The 15,304-nt window shown below is 52.8% G+C and carries 18 protein-coding genes and 7 tRNA genes; 23 read left to right on the top strand and 2 right to left on the bottom strand.

Features of this window, described 5'->3' with window-relative positions; translation table 11 throughout:
- Nucleotides 1-47 precede the first annotated feature (47 nt).
- The 19 genes from rpmG to DPEP_RS02225 all read left to right on the top strand — a co-directional run bounded on the left by rpmG (nucleotide 48) and on the right by DPEP_RS02225 (nucleotide 10,292).
- Nucleotides 48-197 (top strand): 50S ribosomal protein L33, encoded by a 150-nt coding sequence (gene rpmG, locus DPEP_RS02315; protein ID WP_005659223.1) that lies wholly within the window; start codon nucleotides 48-50, stop codon nucleotides 195-197.
- 21 nt (nucleotides 198-218) lie between these two features.
- Nucleotides 219-295, top strand: a tRNA-Trp gene (locus tag DPEP_RS02310).
- 37 nt (nucleotides 296-332) lie between these two features.
- Entirely contained in the window at nucleotides 333-515 is a 183-nt protein-coding gene (gene secE, locus DPEP_RS02305) for a preprotein translocase subunit SecE (protein WP_005659221.1), read from the top strand.
- An 89-nt stretch (nucleotides 516-604) separates the two neighbouring features.
- Nucleotides 605-1,159 (top strand): transcription termination/antitermination protein NusG, encoded by a 555-nt coding sequence (gene nusG, locus DPEP_RS02300; protein ID WP_005659220.1) that lies wholly within the window; start codon nucleotides 605-607, stop codon nucleotides 1,157-1,159.
- A 57-nt stretch (nucleotides 1,160-1,216) separates the two neighbouring features.
- Nucleotides 1,217-1,642 carry a 50S ribosomal protein L11 gene (gene rplK / locus DPEP_RS02295; protein WP_005659218.1) on the top strand — a complete coding sequence of 142 codons (426 nt, stop codon included), beginning with the start codon at nucleotides 1,217-1,219 and terminating at the stop codon, nucleotides 1,640-1,642.
- 68 nt (nucleotides 1,643-1,710) lie between these two features.
- On the top strand, nucleotides 1,711-2,418 hold the full coding sequence (gene rplA, locus DPEP_RS02290) for a 50S ribosomal protein L1 (protein ID WP_005659216.1): 708 nt from the start codon (nucleotides 1,711-1,713) through the stop codon (nucleotides 2,416-2,418).
- A gap of 195 nt (nucleotides 2,419-2,613) precedes the next feature.
- On the top strand, nucleotides 2,614-3,147 hold the full coding sequence (gene rplJ, locus DPEP_RS02285; protein WP_005659214.1) for a 50S ribosomal protein L10: 534 nt from the start codon (nucleotides 2,614-2,616) through the stop codon (nucleotides 3,145-3,147).
- Nucleotides 3,148-3,218: 71 nt separating this feature from the next.
- Entirely contained in the window at nucleotides 3,219-3,593 is a 375-nt protein-coding gene (gene rplL, locus DPEP_RS02280; protein ID WP_005659212.1) for a 50S ribosomal protein L7/L12, read from the top strand.
- 163 nt (nucleotides 3,594-3,756) lie between these two features.
- Nucleotides 3,757-4,131: a rhodanese-like domain-containing protein gene (locus DPEP_RS02275; protein WP_005659211.1), complete on the top strand. Its 375-nt coding sequence runs from the start codon at nucleotides 3,757-3,759 to the stop codon at nucleotides 4,129-4,131.
- Between the two features lie 133 nt (nucleotides 4,132-4,264).
- Nucleotides 4,265-5,107, top strand: coding sequence for an amidohydrolase family protein (locus tag DPEP_RS02270; protein WP_005659210.1), 843 nt, complete (start codon nucleotides 4,265-4,267; stop codon nucleotides 5,105-5,107).
- A gap of 54 nt (nucleotides 5,108-5,161) precedes the next feature.
- A tRNA-Val gene (locus DPEP_RS02265) sits at nucleotides 5,162-5,236 on the top strand.
- A 17-nt stretch (nucleotides 5,237-5,253) separates the two neighbouring features.
- A tRNA-Asp gene (locus DPEP_RS02260) sits at nucleotides 5,254-5,330 on the top strand.
- A 7-nt stretch (nucleotides 5,331-5,337) separates the two neighbouring features.
- Nucleotides 5,338-5,413, top strand: a tRNA-Phe gene (locus tag DPEP_RS02255).
- 11 nt (nucleotides 5,414-5,424) lie between these two features.
- Nucleotides 5,425-5,499: transfer RNA gene (locus DPEP_RS02250), tRNA-Gly, on the top strand.
- 4 nt (nucleotides 5,500-5,503) lie between these two features.
- Nucleotides 5,504-5,577: transfer RNA gene (locus DPEP_RS02245), tRNA-Cys, on the top strand.
- A 6-nt stretch (nucleotides 5,578-5,583) separates the two neighbouring features.
- A tRNA-Asn gene (locus DPEP_RS02240) sits at nucleotides 5,584-5,659 on the top strand.
- 109 nt (nucleotides 5,660-5,768) lie between these two features.
- Nucleotides 5,769-6,473: an aspartate/glutamate racemase family protein gene (locus DPEP_RS02235; RefSeq protein ID WP_005659209.1), complete on the top strand. Its 705-nt coding sequence runs from the start codon at nucleotides 5,769-5,771 to the stop codon at nucleotides 6,471-6,473.
- Between the two features lie 179 nt (nucleotides 6,474-6,652).
- Nucleotides 6,653-8,224: a DUF342 domain-containing protein gene (locus tag DPEP_RS02230; RefSeq protein ID WP_005659208.1), complete on the top strand. Its 1,572-nt coding sequence runs from the start codon at nucleotides 6,653-6,655 to the stop codon at nucleotides 8,222-8,224.
- A 4-nt stretch (nucleotides 8,225-8,228) separates the two neighbouring features.
- Nucleotides 8,229-10,292: a GAF domain-containing protein gene (locus tag DPEP_RS02225; protein ID WP_005659206.1), complete on the top strand. Its 2,064-nt coding sequence runs from the start codon at nucleotides 8,229-8,231 to the stop codon at nucleotides 10,290-10,292.
- A 12-nt stretch (nucleotides 10,293-10,304) separates the two neighbouring features.
- On the opposite strand, the gene phrB is transcribed toward DPEP_RS02225, so the two are convergent.
- Nucleotides 10,305-11,651 carry a deoxyribodipyrimidine photo-lyase gene (phrB, locus tag DPEP_RS02220; RefSeq protein WP_005659205.1) on the bottom strand — a complete coding sequence of 449 codons (1,347 nt, stop codon included), beginning with the start codon at nucleotides 11,649-11,651 and terminating at the stop codon, nucleotides 10,305-10,307.
- Nucleotides 11,652-11,776: 125 nt separating this feature from the next.
- Between phrB and DPEP_RS02215 the strand changes: the two genes are divergently transcribed.
- Genes DPEP_RS02215 through DPEP_RS02205 form a run of 3 tightly spaced genes read left to right on the top strand, consistent with a single transcriptional unit; the run spans nucleotide 11,777 to nucleotide 13,720 of the window.
- A complete protein-coding gene (locus DPEP_RS02215) occupies nucleotides 11,777-12,619 on the top strand; it encodes a bifunctional methionine sulfoxide reductase B/A protein (protein ID WP_005659204.1) in 843 nt (280 codons plus the stop codon).
- 34 nt (nucleotides 12,620-12,653) lie between these two features.
- Nucleotides 12,654-12,992: a cupin domain-containing protein gene (locus DPEP_RS02210; RefSeq protein WP_005659202.1), complete on the top strand. Its 339-nt coding sequence runs from the start codon at nucleotides 12,654-12,656 to the stop codon at nucleotides 12,990-12,992.
- A 2-nt stretch (nucleotides 12,993-12,994) separates the two neighbouring features.
- Entirely contained in the window at nucleotides 12,995-13,720 is a 726-nt protein-coding gene (locus DPEP_RS02205) for an acyl-[acyl-carrier-protein] thioesterase (RefSeq protein WP_241760488.1), read from the top strand.
- Here DPEP_RS02205 and rarD read toward each other — a convergent pair.
- Entirely contained in the window at nucleotides 13,717-14,613 is an 897-nt protein-coding gene (gene rarD, locus DPEP_RS02200; protein WP_005659199.1) for an EamA family transporter RarD, read from the bottom strand. The genes DPEP_RS02205 and rarD overlap by 4 nt on opposite strands.
- 107 nt (nucleotides 14,614-14,720) lie before the next feature.
- On the opposite strand from rarD, the gene tpx reads away from it, so the two are divergent.
- Nucleotides 14,721-15,239, top strand: a complete 519-nt coding sequence (gene tpx, locus DPEP_RS02195; RefSeq protein WP_005659197.1) for a thiol peroxidase — start codon at nucleotides 14,721-14,723, stop codon at nucleotides 15,237-15,239.
- Nucleotides 15,240-15,304: the final 65 nt, after the last annotated feature.

Below are 15,304 nucleotides of genomic sequence, written 5' to 3'. Positions count from 1 at the left end.
TGCTGGCTTGACGGTGGGGGCCGACCTCTCTTAAGGGAGTGAGAAATATGGCGGATCAGATCGGCCTTCAGTGCACCGAGTGTAAAAGGCGGAACTACATCAGCTCCGTGAACAAGAAGAACATGAGCGGTAAGTTGGAGCTGAGCAAGTACTGTAAGTTCTGCAAAAAACACACCTTGCATAAAGAGACCAAGTAGTGTAAAATACGTTCTTGGCGCAGGTCCGTAGCTCGAATTGGCAGAGCACCGGACTCCAAATCCGGGGGTTGAAGGTTCGAGTCCTTCCGGGCCTGCCATTTTTTTTACTATCAATGACGATTGGAGGCCAGGGTCATGCAGAAAGTCTTCGGTTTTATTCGAGAGGCCAGAGCAGAGCTCAAAAAGGTAACTTGGCCCGGTAAGCAGCAGGTTTGGTATTCCACCCTGGTCGTCATATTTGTGACCCTACTCGTAGCTGTCTACCTCGGGATCGTCGATATGGCATTGACCGGTATTTTTTCGAGGGTTATTGGATAGCCTTCCATATGGTGATCCAGTGGAAGTCTCCAGTATCTAAGAACAGGGAGGTTTAAGGGGGCCGAAGATGTCGGGTCCCTTTTTTTATCATGGCGACCACTAATCAAAAAAAATGGTATATTGTTCAGACCTATGCGGGATACGAAAACAAGGTTAAGGCTAACCTCGAGCAGAGGATCGCCACAATGGGCATGGAGGATAAAATCTTCGATGTCTTGGTCCCCGTAGAGGAGAAAGTGGTCGTCAAGGACGGTAAGTCCAAAAAGGTGACTAAAAAACTTTTCCCTAGCTACGTACTCGTAGAGATGGTCATGGAGGACCAGCCTTGGTATGTCGTGAGGCATACCCCCGGAGTTACCGGTTTCGTAGGTTCGGGTAACCACCCGATTCCCCTCTCCGATAGAGAGGTGGACGATATCATGAGCAAGATCGGTCTCTCCGGTTCCAAGAAGAACAACCGTCCCGTCTTCGAGATGGACCTGAAAAAAGGTGACGTTATCAAGGTCAAGTCGGGGCCCTTCGAGGGAGCGGTAGGACCTATCATCGAGGTTCTACCGGAAAAGGGGAAGGTCAAGTTCAGCGTCTCCGTATTTGGAAGAGACACACTTGTCGAGATCGACTACATCGAGATCGATAAGCTTTAGCCTGTATCGGCTGATATAGACATCAGCTTCAACCATCAACGAGAGGAGTTTTATCGTATGGCTAAGAAAGTCATAGGACAGATCAAGTTGCAGTTGCCCGCGGGCAAGGCGACCCCGGCGCCGCCCGTAGGTCCTGCCCTTGGTCAGCATGGCGTCAACATAATGGAGTTCTGCAAGCAGTTCAACGCAAAGACCAGCGATCAGCCAGGGATGATCATCCCCGCTATCATAACGGTCTACGCCGACCGCAGTTTCTCCTTCGAGCTCAAGACGCCGCCTGCAAGCGTTCTGATCAAGAAGCTTGTAGGAGTGGCAAAGGGGTCCGGCGAGCCTAACAAGAACAAGGTTGGAACCATCACCAAGGCCCAGCTTCAGGAGATCGCCGAGATAAAGAAGCAGGATCTCAACGCGAACGATGTGGATGCTGCTATGTGTATGATCGCAGGGACCGCTCGTTCTATGGGGATTCAGGTAGTAGACTAACCTGTTTTTCCCTGTGGCAGGGATCTAAAGCCTGTCCCGCTACGACCACAAACAAGGAGGATATGTCGATGTCTAAGCAAGGAAAAAGATACGCTGAAATGGCAAAGAAGGTCGATCTCCAGAGGGCTTACAGCCTGGAGGAAGCGATCGAACTTGTAAAGGAAAACGCTAAAGCTAAGTTTGACGAGAGCATCGAGGTTCATCTTCGTCTCGGCGTCGATCCCCGTCATGCCGATCAGCAGGTGCGTAGCACCGTGGCCCTTCCTCGCGGTACCGGCAAGACCAAGCGGGTACTGGTTATAACCACCGGGGATATGGGGGAGGAAGCCAAGCAGGCTGGCGCGGACTTCGTCGGCGGAGAGGACATGGTCCAGAAGATCCAGGGTGGCTGGCTGGATTTCGAGTCCGTAGTCGCCACGCCGGACGCGATGAAGTTTATCGGTCGTCTCGGTAAGATCCTCGGACCCAGAGGGCTTATGCCCAGTGCCAAGGCCGGAACCGTGACCACCGATATCGTAAACGCAGTTAAAGAGATCAAGGCCGGTAAGGTCGAATTCAGAGTGGATAAGTTTGGAATCGTCCATAACGTCGTAGGAAAGGCCAGTTTTTCCAAGGAAGATCTTTTCGCCAATCTCAAGGCCTTTTACAGCGCTATACTGAAGGCCAGGCCGGCTGCGGTTAAGGGAACCTATGTCAAGAGTTTTTCCCTCACCTCCACCATGGGGCTCGGCATAAAGGTGGATCCCTCCGCTGCTCAGAAGGAGATTTCCGACTAAAAATTAGACATCCCACCAATGTGGGAGTATAATCGCTAATCGATGGAACTTAAGACAGTGGGTCCTCGTCAGAGGATAATGGTCGTGTACCACCCACCGAGGTTCGGAGCGTTTTTCATGTCTCTTAGATCATGGAATCTAGGCTTCCGGTCCTCGGTGGATCGGAAGCCTATCTTTTTTTGAGGAGGTGAAAATATGCCCGCATCTATAAAGTTTGAAATGGTATCGGAGCTCAAGAAGAAGCTCGAAGGTGCCGAAGCCGTGTTTGTCTGCGAGTATCGTGGTCTTACCGTCGCTCAGGCGACGGAGTTCAGACGTCTCGTCAGGGAAGCCAGCGGAGAGGTGAAGGTCGCCAAGAATACCTTGGTCAGACTCGCTCTCGGAGAGGTCGGTATGGCTGTTCCGGAGGATATCACAGTCGGCCCCAACGCTTATGTAATCGCCCATGAAAACAGCCCGGCAGTTGCCAAGGCCATGAAGGAGTTTGCCTCCAAGAAGGAAAACAAGGCTATGGTCATCAAGGGAGGTCTTATGGGAAGCGACGTTCTGAGTCTGGATCAGGTCATGGCTCTGGCCGATCTTCCTTCCAGGGATCAGATGCTCGCCCAGCTTGTCGGTACTCTGGCAGGTCCTATCAGAGGACTGGTCACAGTGCTTTCCGGCCCGTCTCGTGGATTGGTTACCTGTCTCTCCCAGCTTGCGGAGAAGAAAGGATCCGACGCAGCTTAAATTCAGTCGCCTAGCGGCTTAATTAAAATAAGGGGAAGCTTCCCCGTTAGAATTCTGAGGAGGAAAAACAAATGACCCGTGAGGATATCATAAAGGCTATTGAGGAAATGTCCGTTCTTGAGCTCTCCGAGCTCGTAAAGGAACTTGAGGATAAGTTCGGCGTATCAGCTGCTGCTCCTGCCATGATGATGGCTGCTCCCGCCGCCGGTGCCGCCGTGGCTGCCGAGGAGGAGAAGACCGAGTTCAACGTCGTCCTTAAAGAGGCCGGTTCCCAGAAGATCAAGGTCATCAAGGTCGTTCGTGAGATCACCGGTCTTGGACTTAAAGAGGCCAAGGAGCTCGTCGACAACCCTGGAAAAGCCATCAAAGAGGGCGTTGCCAAGGACGAGGCCGAGACCGTCAAGAAGCAGCTTGAGGAAGTCGGAGCTACTGTCGAGCTGGCCTAAACAGGACCATCTCTATAACTTAAAAGGATGTCGTCTTTTGACGATGTCCTTTTTTTTATAGTCACTATCTCATTTCTAGTGATTGACCGCACTTTGTTTTCATGATATACCTCTTGATAGAGAGATTCGTTATCTTTTGAACGAAGTCGAAGGAGGCTTTTTTATGCAGGAAATAAGAGCAGCGGTTGACGCTTTCTGGGCCGATCTTAAGAAGGGATGTAACAATATCATCAGTTGCGATCAGCTTCAGGAGCAGATCGAGAAGAAATGTCCTCTCTATATATTGGACATTAGAAAGCCCGAGGATTACGCTGAGGATCATATAGACGGAGCGATAAACATTCCCTGGGTCGAGGTCGGAGACTATCTGGACGATCTGCCTAAGGACGAGAAGATAATCGTGGTATGTTACACCGGTCAGACTGCCGGTCAGACGGTCGCTCTTTTGAAGCTCCTTGGCTTCGACTGTTGTTCTCTCAAGGGCGGTATGAGTTGCGATAAGGCTCATCTGCCTCTTGCCGCTTCCTGTTCCTCCTGAATATAGTTTTCTAAACCCTCTGGTAGATGGGTTTGTCGAAAAGTCCCGGTGTCTTTCCCGGGGCTTTTTTTATGTTCTCCTTCGAGGAGTGAGATTATAATGGTATCGTTTTTTTAAGAGAGGAGATGAGCCGATGGTAGTGGATGCTCACGTTCACGTTTACCCCGAAGTCCTTTTAAAGGATCAGGAAAGGATTTCCGAGAAGGAACCTCACTTTGATCTTCTGACCCATAATAAAGTGCATAAGTGGGGAACCGTGGACGATCTAATCGTCAGTATGGACGAGACCGGAGTGGACCAGAGCTGGATATTCGGATTTGCCTTCAGGGATATGGGTTTATGCCGGTTGTGCAACGATTACATCGTCGAAGCTGTCAAAAGATGGCCTGATCGCCTGAAGGGATTTGCGGTGATCCCTCCCCTGGATTCCGAGGCGGAGGTCGAGATAGAGAGATGTCACGATGCCGGATTGGTCGGAGTCGGTGAGCTTTTCCCCCAGGGACAGATGCTGGATCTGGACGATATCAGACAGACATGGAGACTCGTAGGAGCCTGCCACGAGAGAAATATGGTTATATCGATACATACCGCCGAGCCCGTCGGTCACGACTACGACGGTAAGGGAAACGTCGGGCCCAAAGAGGCCGCCCAGTTTTGCATCAATCATCCGGAGGCCAAGGTCATATTTGCCCATTGGGGCGGGGGGGTGTGGCTCTACGAGTCCATGCCGGAGATGAAGGAGGCGTTGAAAAACGCCAGATACGACACCGCCGCCTGGCCTTGGCTCTACGATGAAAAAGTGCTTTCCGCTGCTTTCGCTGCCGGGGTGGGACATAAAATACTCTATGGTTCCGATTGGCCCATATTATCCTATCGCAGATACGATGCACTGCTCTCAAAGACCGGATTATCCGAGGAAAGGCTAAAGATGGTGCGGTCGGAAAACGCGCTGTCCTTTTTGGATAGAGTCTGTTGACAATATCGGCTTCCCAATATATACTACCTCTTGCGTTGGTTCGCTGAGGCCGTTGGGCGGTTAGCTCAGCGGAAGAGCATCTGCCTTACACGCAGAGGGTCACAGGTTCGAACCCTGTACCGCCCACCATTTTTTCACGACCATGCGGGGTCGTAGCTCAGTTGGTTAGAGTGCCGGCCTGTCACGCCGGAGGTCGCGAGTTCAAGTCTCGTCGGCCCCGCCATTTTAGTGGCGAGATAGCTCAGTTGGTAGAGCAGCGGACTGAAAATCCGCGTGTCCCCAGTTCAATTCTGGGTCTCGCCACCATCTGTATTTGTGCGGAAGTAGCTCAGGGGTAGAGCACAACCTTGCCAAGGTTGGGGTCGCGGGTTCAAATCCCGTCTTCCGCTCCATGAAGGCGGCATAGCCAAGTGGTAAGGCAGAGGACTGCAAATCCTTTATCCCCGGTTCGAATCCGGGTGCCGCCTCCACTTTATTCCTCGGTAGCTCAGCTGGCAGAGCGGGTGGCTGTTAACCACTAGGTCGCAGGTTCGAGTCCTGCCCGGGGAGCCAGAAATCATAGAATGACCCTTGATTCGTCAGGGGTCATTTTTTTGTTCATCGTAGGCGTATAATAGATCTCGGTTTTTAGACATTCTGATTTATCTGGAGGTTTCCCGAGATGGAAAAAGCTAAAGCTCCCGAGATGGTTTTAGGGGTTTTGGGAGGCATGGGGCCAGCTGCTTCCGCCGAGTTCATGAGGTTGTTGACCGATCTTGCTCCCGCTAGATGCGATCAAGAGCACCCTAAGGTATTCTTATACTCCAATCCTCAGATTCCCGACCGTAGTTCCGCCATCATCGGTAAAGGGAGGAGCCCCGAGGCAGATCTTAGAGACGGGCTGGAGACCCTGATCGATTGGGGAGCCGATCTGTTGGCCGTGCCTTGCAATACAGCTCATTTCTTCATAGACGGATTTCGAGAGGAACTGTCGGTTCCCTTTATTCATATAGTGGAGTCTACCTTGGAGCTTGCCGTAGCAAACAGTCCATCCGGAGCTTGGCTTCTCTCGACAGAAGGAACCCTGAAAAGCGGTCTATATCAAAAAGAGGCGCATAAAATAGGTTACAGACTTTTGCTGCCTCCTGAAGAGGTGTCGACCGATATAATGAAGGGCATTCATTCGGTTAAAGTCGGAGATCTGCCTTTTTCCGGCGAGATAATATCATCGGTAGTGGAAGAACTTCGTTCCATAAATGATCTCCCGATGGTAGCGGCCTGTACGGAACTTCCTTTGGCCTATGGCGCTTCTGGGCTCTCAGAAGATGGAATGATATCCAGTCTGATAGCTTTGGCTAAAAAATGTATAGATAGCCTTTATATCTGACTTTTAGGGCTTGAGGCTCAAGTAAATGGGGCCTTCAAGCCCTTTTTTCATGTCTATTCCCCTTAAGAAAGCGGTCTTTATGGTAGTATTGAATGGATCTTTTTCGGACTATTATAACTATGCTGTAAGGGGCGTCTCGTTGTAACAAGGAGAAACTTTAAAATACTGGAGGAACTGTCATGGAAGAGAATCTCGTTTTGGAAAGAACGGAAGTCTTCTCGCTGTCCAGGCGTGGGGCAATTCTTTCCATGGAGGTCTACAGGCCCCCCATGGCGGTGCTGGATCTCTTGGGAACCCTCAATAAATACGTAGATCCCAAGGATGTGGATCTAGATCGTGTTCGAGAGATAGCGATGTCAGGAGGTTCGGGCGAGATCGGCCGTGTCAAGGATTTGGAAGATATATCCGGACCAAGCATCAAGATAATGGACGGAGGAGCCCGTTGTCTGGTCTCCTTGCCGCCCGGTTTCGACGATCTCGAGATGTTGGAATCCCTGTTGGCATCCAAGGGGGTCGTCCATGGAATCGATCTTGAGGAGATGAAGAGGTTGGTTTTGATGAGCTCCGAGGGAAACGCCGTCTTGGATGCCTTGATCGCTCTTGGAACCCCTCCGTCTCACGGAAAGGACGGCTGGATAGAGTACATGAAGGAAAGGCCTTCCGGAGCGCCTCGAACGGATGATTCCGGTCAGGTAGACTTCTACTCTCTTGATTTGGTCGTTCAGGCTCATAAAGGAGAGGTGCTGGCGATTCGTCACGATCCGATCCCCTCGGAGGACGGTATGACCGTCACAGGTGAGCCTATCCCGGGGAAGAAGGTCAAGGGTGTTCGAATTTCTTTCGGGAAAGGCATCGAGATGGACGGCAACTCCTTGGTAGCGTCGGTGGACGGTCAGGTGATATGGAAGGGCGACAAGATGTCGATAGAGCCCTTACTCGTCATATCCGGCAACCTGGGGCCGGAGACGGGGAACGTTGATTACGATGGTCCCGTATTGGTCAAGGGAGACGTCCAGGATGGTTACAGTCTCAGAGCGGGGGGAGACGTGGAGATACAGGGTTGTGTGGAAAGGGCTTCGGTAAAAAGCGGAGGCTCGGTTTCCGTCCTTTACGGCATAGCCGGTAAGGGCTACGGAGCGGTGAAGGCAGAGGGAAATGTATGGGCTAAGTTCGTTCAGGAGGCAGAGGTCCACTGTTCTCAGCTGAAGGTCAACGAATATATTCTCCGGTCCAAGATCTTTGCCAAGAGCGGAGTTTTCGTGGAGGGTCGAAACGGAGTTGTAATGGCCTCCAGGATAGAGGCCTCGGCCTACGTGAACGTCAGGTCAGTGAAGGTCTTTAAAAAAGACGATACAGCCATATTTATAAGCGGTATGTCCAGAGTTACCCTGTTCGATCAATATAGAAAGCTCCAGGAGGAGAGTGCAGAGGCCAACGACGAGATGATAGCTCTTTCAAGCATGATAAGGACCTTATCTCAAAAGGGACTTTATAGAAAGGCCAAGGCTCACCTCTCTGAATTTATGGATTTGGAGGAAACGCAGGCACTTCGAGCCAACAAGCTTCACGCTTTCAAAGAGACTCTCATGAATTTAAAGGGCGATGCCACCTTCAGCCTTATAGGAAATGCTAATGGGGATATCCCGGTGAGATTGAAGAACGTTCCCTGCAGAGTGGAGGACGGTGCTAGGTGGATGACCATGTATTACGACCCCGACTCTCAGGAGGTACGGGTTGTCTCTAGGAGTTGAACCGATGACACTTTGTTCTCTTTACGAGCAGGCCGCTTTTCTCCTTGGGGGGGGCGTGCTGGAGCTTTTGGTGAAATTTCTCGGAGATAGAGTTGGTCGTATGGCGATTCTTCAGCCCGACGGCGACGATCTCTCTCTGGTGGACGGGGTTGGCATAGCTTCCAGCGGAGCTATCCTGTATGGCGGGATGGATCATGTCCGAAGGCTTTTAGCCCAAAGATCCGATCAGGGGGTAACGGTTCTTGAGATCGATGGAGCAATGGATTCGGCCTTGGAGGAGGATTGGAGCCGTATCGTGCTTCTCGGAGGTTCTCCTTGGGTCGTAGCCGTTATGTTGCCGGAAGTTCCGGACGAAGAGACCCTCCGTCTCCTCAAGGGAGCCGACGGTTTAGTGCGGATATGGGATAGACACCGTTCTATCGACGGCATAGAGAAGAACATGGCCTCCCTTTCCTATCTTCTTTATGCGGTCAAGAGTGCTCTCCCATCCATCTTCGAGCCTTTCCCTCCGGAGTTCCTCGCCACTTTTCTGGTGGACGTGATGAGGGAGAGTTTCTGCCCCAAAAGGATTTCCCTGTTGCAGGACGATGGAAAAATCCTTCTCCTTCTGGCCGGAGACGAGTGCCCGTTATTGGACAGAGGGGGCATCTTCTCTAAAGAATATCTATCTCCCGTCCCTGTACCTATTGACGAGTCCCATCGCTTTGCCGTTGGGTCGGATAACCTCGATCGTCTTGGAGAGCTCTATTCCGTGATTCTTCCGATTATCTCCGGTTCGGATCGCTTCTTTTATCTCGTAAAATGGGGCAGCCTTCGTTCTGGCGAGGTCTCCGATGTTCTTGAACTAATCGGAGGGGTTACCGTTAAGGCCATGGCCATGAATCGCCTTAGAGAGGAAGGTACTTCTCGTGTGAAGGAGTTGTCCCGGAGAGAGTTCGCACTGAGAGGGCTTCATAGGGCCGTAATCTCTCTTATGGAAAACGACACGGAGGATGAACTTCTCTCCAGAGTTCTGGATATATTTGGAGAGATGACCCAGAGTTCTCGCTGTTTTGTGGTCGTGTACGATAAATCCGTTCCTGGGTACATAAAATGGGGTGACAGGGCGGATGGTGTGGTTAAGGTCGCCAGACACATCCTGGCTTATCGTGAAGAGCCTCTGATCCTGGAGACACTTCCGGATGTGCTGCCGGTGGATCAAGCGGTCGAAATCCTTCGGGGTCACGGCCTTTCCTTCGACGACGAACTATATTGCGATGAGAGATCGATGGACTTGGTCTTCCCCCTGAGGTACGGTAGTACTTTCGTGGGCTTTATAGCCGTTTCCTCCTCCGTCACCGGAAGCAGATACGGAGATATGGACGGGCTTGAGACGTTGGCTGCCAGTTGTGCCGTGGCGATCCGTAGATGCCGCCTGTTCGGAGAGGTGTCCATGCAGAGGGACCTGCTGGACAGGCAGATTCGGGCCAGGGATTTTCTGAGAGATCTTGCCGGAGAGATACAACAGATCCGTTCTGTAGACGTATTGAAGAAATCGCTTAGTTCCACCCTTCCTCTGGCTCTGGATGTCGAAAAAGCCGATATGATATGCGGCGTCGAGGGCTTGGCCGAGATATCGGGAAAGATTCGTCCGGACGAATCGGTTATCTTTTCCGATATGGCCGTATGGGTTCCTCTTAGGTCCGGCGGAACGTTGCACGGAGCCCTGAAGCTGACGGTGGAGGACCCGAGGTCGATCGGTGACGACCGTCTGGAGCTGATGTCCTTGGTGGGGGCTTTTCTGGCTCCTAGGTTAGAGGCGATGAGGTGTTGTCTCCGTGGCAAGGTCATGGATATAGGCATAATGGTGGGACGAATTGTCAAGGACTCCACGGAGGAACTGGTTCTAGATGGCTTCGAGCCCTCTGTGATCCATGGAACTATCTCTCTATCGGAGGAGCAGGAAAGGTGCTGCTTCAGGGTAGTGAAGGATCGTAGCCGGACGATAGTGGTTCTTCCCTTTCCATGGGAAGGGGAGATCCGACAGCTTTTCTCCCCATCCGACGGATGGACTCCTTTCGTGCCGTGATTACGTAGGCTCTCACGGCACGAAAGATGCGATATATCTCTTGACGTCGAATTTTCTGGCGCAGCCGGATAGAGCCATGGATCTGACGGATCCGAACACCGGCCTTTTCGGCCACGGCCTGTCGTGTAGTCCACCTATACACCAGGCCACTCCGGTGTATCCGTTTGGATCTCGACCGTCCAGGGCGTATCTGTCGTTCAGATACAGTGCCCTCGAGAAAGCCTCCTCCGGCGATGGAGACCACAACAGTAACATCTTTCCCCAGTACATCCTCAGATATCCGTGTATTCTCCCTTTTCTTCGCAGCGATAACTGAGCGGCGTTCCACAGCTCGTCGTGGGTGCCTGCCTCCTCGAGCTCGGAAAGCCCGTATAGCCAGGGCCTTTTGTCCGATCTATGGTGGTCCAACGCCTTCCTGCCCCATTCAGGCAGGGCTTCGTATCTGTCGTACAGTGGTTCGTAGAGACAGAAATTCTCCGCCAGCTCCCTCCTGACCATGGCCTCCTCTACGAATGCGTCGCTTCCGGGAAGGTCGGCCAGGAACGCCTCCCTGACGACGGTCTGTGCCGAGATCTGTCCGAAGTGGATGTAGGGGGATAGTCTTGAGGTTCCGTCGAGGTTGGGATCGTTTCTGTCTCTGTCGTAGCCGGAAAGCCCTCGGGCTATAAAGGATCTGAGCCGCATCTCCCCTGCCGCTGATCCCGGAATCTCTCCCTCTACGGGAAGGACCGAGCCGTCCAGCCTAAGCTCTTCTGTAGAGGGGACCCTGTCGGTCTCTCGATCTTCGTAGGGAAGCTTTTTCATCTCCGGGAAGGCAGTGAGAAACTCCTGGAATTTTCTGTGTAGCTTGGGCCTTATCGTCCTGGCGGCGTACTCTCTTTTGTCCGATGTCTCCCAGGCCGGTACGACGTTATGGCCGTCCACCTGGTCGATGGGACAGGATAAGTACTCGTAGACCGATTCGATCCAGCCTTTTTGGTGTCGAAGAGGTGAGAAGTCGGTTACCAGGACGGCGGGATCTCTCTTTTTCGCATATAGCGGCAGTTTTTCCTTAGGCTCCCCTAGGGGGATTTTGAAGGAGACGTTCAGTTTCGACAGTTCTTTGGCGGTTTCCGTCAGTCCTCTTAACATAAAGTCGTAGTGTCTTATAGGGGCTCCTATGAAATCTCGGGACAGACAAAACACGACCTCCAGGGGGCGATTCGCGGCCAGAGCCACGTCCTGGGCGTATAGAAGAGCCCAGTTGTCTCGAACCCTCTGGTCCCTGCTCATCCAATAGACCACCGGCCCCTCTCCGGGGCTACCTTCCCGAAGTCGTCTTATTCTTCTAGGGTCCACCCTCGTCCTGTATCCTGCCATAGGCTATCGCCTCCCTCCTATATCCCAGACTAACACGGCGAGATCCTCTCTTCCTCATGATGCCGTCTACCATCTTTTTTCTGTCATGATATCATGAGAAAAGAACCGGAAAGGAGGTCTTTACGGTGGGATATAGAGAACTGACGCCGGAGGAACAAAGGGTAGTGGTAAATCGCGGTACGGAGCCGCCCTTCAGCGGTAGATACTGTGAGTTTTTCGACAGAGGTGTCTACCTGTGTAGACGTTGCGGTAGGCCTCTGTATCTTTCGGAACATAAATTCCCCTGTTCTTGCGGGTGGGCTTCTTTCGACGACGAGATACCAGGGGCTGTGATCCGACGTCCCGATCCGGACGGACATCGTACCGAGATAACCTGCGCTGGCTGTGCCGGTCACCTGGGCCATGTCTTTCAGGGTGAGAGATTGACGGTAAAGAACGTCAGACATTGCGTAAACTCCCTCTCCTTGGCCTTTATTCCCAAGGAGGATCTTAAAAGGGGTTTGTTCGCTGGAGGTTGTTTCTGGGGAGTTCAGCACCTCATGAAGGATTTGCCCGGGGTGGTTCACAGTACCTGCGGATACTGTGGAGGAACGGTCGACTATCCGAGTTACGAACAGGTCTGTTCGGGAGAGACCGGTCATCTCGAGACGGTGGAGGTGCTTTTCGATCCGAAGAAGATATCCTATCGTGATCTGACTCGTTATTTTCTTGAGATACACGATCCGACCCAAAAAGGCGGTCAGGGGCCCGATCTGGGAGACCAGTACAGATCGGCGATTTTCGCCGTCGACGATGGACAGAGGAAGATCGCCGAGGAACTCCTGGACGAGCTGAGGGATAAGGGACTCCAGCCGGTTACGGAGGTCCGGCCGGAGGCAAGGTTCTGGCCTGCGGAGCCCCTTCATCAGCATTACTATCTCAGGACGGGAAGCGTGCCTTACTGCCACCGCAGGGTGGCTAGGTTTTAGTTTTTACACTTATGAATCTGGAGGAATGGCGGAGATGAAGGACTTATTCGTGGATTACAGCGGAGTGAGGCCTCGTCTGGACAACGGAGATATGGTCCAGAAGGTCCTGGCGAGGGGTGGAAAGCTGATGTTGGCCGAGACGGCTTTCCCAAAAAAAGGGGCAGTTTTGCCCGATCACAGTCACGATCACGAGCAGGTGACCTACATGGTAAAGGGACGGTTGCTGTTCTCCGTCGAGGGGGTCAGAAGAGAGATCGGGCCTGGCGACAGCGTCTACATCCCGGCAAACGCCGTCCACGGAGCCCGGGTTTTGGAGGACGGAACGGTGGCGGTGGACGCCTTCACTCCCCAGAGAGAGGACTTTCTCGAGTGACGATGGACCCCTGGCTAGAGGATTTCAGGTTGAGGATATACGAGGTGGGGCCCGACGGTCTCGCCACTGCCACGACCATTATGAACGTCTTCCAGGAGGCGGCCTCACACCACGCCGAATCTCTCGATATGGGATATCCTCAGCTGTCCCCCAGGTCGATAGGGTGGGCTCTTACGAAGTTTCGGCTTACCATGGTCCGTTATCCCCGTTATGGAGAGACCGTCACCATAAGAACATGGCCTAGGGCGGGCAAAAGGATATTCGCCTATAGGGACGTGGAGTTTTCCGTAAACGGAGAGAGGGTCGGCATAGGCTCCAGCGTGTGGTGTCTGTTGGATCTCCAGGCCAGGAAGGCTCTGTCTCTAGCCAAGGCCCTCGACGGCTTCCCCTGCAGGGATGAGAGGCTTTTCCCCGACGAGATTCCGTCGGTGCCCTCCTGTGATGGAGCCTGGGAGTGGTGCTGGAGCGCCACTCCCAGGTTTTCCGAGTTGGATCTGAACGGTCACGTCAATAACTCGGTATATCTCGGATGGGCCGTAGAGCCCCTCCCGAGGGATTACCCTTTGTCACGGATGCCTCGGGAAATCCTTTTCGCCTTTAAAAGGGAGATTTCCTCCGACATGGAGGTGTTCTCCAGGGCCTCCCGAATGGGAGATAATCTGACGGTCCACAGCCTTGAGGACCGAGATGGAGGAGAGCTGGCTAAGGTCTCCATAAAATGGCTTTAGTCCCTTGTCCGTCTTTTTTTTCTGATGACGTCGTTGACGGAGTCCACGGTGTATATGGTCAGAGCCACCCATATGGATGTAAAAGTTACCATCTGGGCGGAGCTGAAGCTTTCCCCATAGACCCAGTAGCCCAGCATGAACTGCAGTGTCGGAGATATATATTGCAACAGTCCAACCGTCACCAGGCTTATGTCCCTGGCCCCCTGGACGAACCATAGCAGCGGGATAGAGGTTATAAGTCCGGTGCCGATCAGAAAAAGGCTGACCCTTATCCCCTCGGTCATAAAGGCTCCTCCCCCGTCGATTCCAGTCCAGGCCAGAAAGGCCACGGCGGGAAAGGCCAGAACGGCGGTTTCCAGGAATAGGCCTGGCAGAGGGTCGACGTCGGCCAGTTTTCTGATCAAAGCGTACAGAGAGAAGGAGCAGGCCAGACCCAGGGCTATCCACGGAACCTTGCCGTACAGTACTATCTGGTACAGCACTCCCGCTCCGGCCAGAGCGATGGCGGCCCACTGTACCGGTCTCAGTCTGTCCTTGAACACCACATATCCGGTTAGGACGTTTATCAGAGGGTTTATGTAGTATCCCAAGCTGCACTGGAGGACGTGGCCGCTGTTGACCGCCCATATGTAGAGTAACCAGTTGCAGCCTATGACAGCTCCGCTCAGTGACATCAAGGAGATGACCTTGCGGTCTCTCAAGGCAAGGGAGACTTTGCCCCAGCTGCCTCTGATAGAGAGGAACATAGTGGCCGCTACCAGGGACCATATGATCCTGTGGGAAAGTATCTCGTAGGCTGGGACTCCTGACATCTGCTTCCAGTAGACCGGCAGCAGCCCCCATATGGACATGGCGGCCGCTGCGGCTACGAAGCCTCTTTTAGCTTTGTTCATCTGAAACTTCTCCTTCCGGGATAAACTTGACTATTTTTGTCGGTTATGTTAGGATCCAGACATGACGTAAATACGACAATCATTTCATTTATGGAGGTGCCGTCGAGATGGAGAGAAACAACGTAGTCACCATGAAGGGAAACCCTGTAACCCTGGTGGGCCCGGAGCTTAAAGTCGGAGAGAAGGCCCCGGATTTCACCGTTCTCGATAAAGGTCTGTCGCCTAAGAGTCTGTCCGATTATACCGGAAAGATCAAGGTCATATCCGTAACTCCGTCGTTGGATACCCCTGTCTGCGATATGCAGGCCAAGTGGTTCAACGACGAGGCTACCTCTCTTCCGGGAGACGTGGTGGTCCTGAACGTTAGCATGGATCTGCCCTTTGCCATCGGCCGATTCTGTGCTGCCAACGGGGTGGACAAGGTCGAGGTTCTTTCGGATCATAGAGACACTTCCTTTGGGAAATCCTGGGGGCTTCTCATCAAGGAGCTTCGCCTTCTGACCAGAGCGGTAGCGGTCGTGGACGATGAAGATGTGTTGCGCTATCTTCAGATAGTTCCCGAGGCCACCGATTCGCCCGATTACGATCCTCTCATGGAAGCCCTTAAATCGGTCGTTCAGAGATAAGCCCTGTTAAAAAAGCCTCCTTCGGGAGGCTTTTTTCGTGACTTTACATCTCCTCCACGAGGGGT

The sequence above is a fragment of the Dethiosulfovibrio peptidovorans DSM 11002 genome, from assembly GCF_000172975.1.
Classification (GTDB): Bacteria; Synergistota; Synergistia; order Synergistales; family Dethiosulfovibrionaceae; genus Dethiosulfovibrio; species Dethiosulfovibrio peptidovorans.
Note: the sequence above shows the minus strand (reverse complement) of the source record. Positions and strands in the feature narration are given on the sequence as shown.

Coding starts and splice junctions, on each gene's coding strand:
- DPEP_RS02205 (WP_241760488.1), top strand. CDS start 12,995: ATGGACCCCTGGCTAGAGGATTTCAGGTTGAGGATATACGAGGTGGGG.
- DPEP_RS02225 (WP_005659206.1), top strand. CDS start 8,229: ATGACACTTTGTTCTCTTTACGAGCAGGCCGCTTTTCTCCTTGGGGGG.
- rpmG (WP_005659223.1), top strand. CDS start 48: ATGGCGGATCAGATCGGCCTTCAGTGCACCGAGTGTAAAAGGCGGAAC.
- nusG (WP_005659220.1), top strand. CDS start 605: ATGGCGACCACTAATCAAAAAAAATGGTATATTGTTCAGACCTATGCG.
- rplL (WP_005659212.1), top strand. CDS start 3,219: ATGACCCGTGAGGATATCATAAAGGCTATTGAGGAAATGTCCGTTCTT.
- rplJ (WP_005659214.1), top strand. CDS start 2,614: ATGCCCGCATCTATAAAGTTTGAAATGGTATCGGAGCTCAAGAAGAAG.
- DPEP_RS02275 (WP_005659211.1), top strand. CDS start 3,757: ATGCAGGAAATAAGAGCAGCGGTTGACGCTTTCTGGGCCGATCTTAAG.
- rplA (WP_005659216.1), top strand. CDS start 1,711: ATGTCTAAGCAAGGAAAAAGATACGCTGAAATGGCAAAGAAGGTCGAT.
- DPEP_RS02210 (WP_005659202.1), top strand. CDS start 12,654: ATGAAGGACTTATTCGTGGATTACAGCGGAGTGAGGCCTCGTCTGGAC.
- secE (WP_005659221.1), top strand. CDS start 333: ATGCAGAAAGTCTTCGGTTTTATTCGAGAGGCCAGAGCAGAGCTCAAA.
- rarD (WP_005659199.1), bottom strand. CDS start 14,613: ATGAACAAAGCTAAAAGAGGCTTCGTAGCCGCAGCGGCCGCCATGTCC.
- phrB (WP_005659205.1), bottom strand. CDS start 11,651: ATGGCAGGATACAGGACGAGGGTGGACCCTAGAAGAATAAGACGACTT.
- tpx (WP_005659197.1), top strand. CDS start 14,721: ATGGAGAGAAACAACGTAGTCACCATGAAGGGAAACCCTGTAACCCTG.
- DPEP_RS02235 (WP_005659209.1), top strand. CDS start 5,769: ATGGAAAAAGCTAAAGCTCCCGAGATGGTTTTAGGGGTTTTGGGAGGC.
- rplK (WP_005659218.1), top strand. CDS start 1,217: ATGGCTAAGAAAGTCATAGGACAGATCAAGTTGCAGTTGCCCGCGGGC.
- DPEP_RS02230 (WP_005659208.1), top strand. CDS start 6,653: ATGGAAGAGAATCTCGTTTTGGAAAGAACGGAAGTCTTCTCGCTGTCC.
- DPEP_RS02270 (WP_005659210.1), top strand. CDS start 4,265: ATGGTAGTGGATGCTCACGTTCACGTTTACCCCGAAGTCCTTTTAAAG.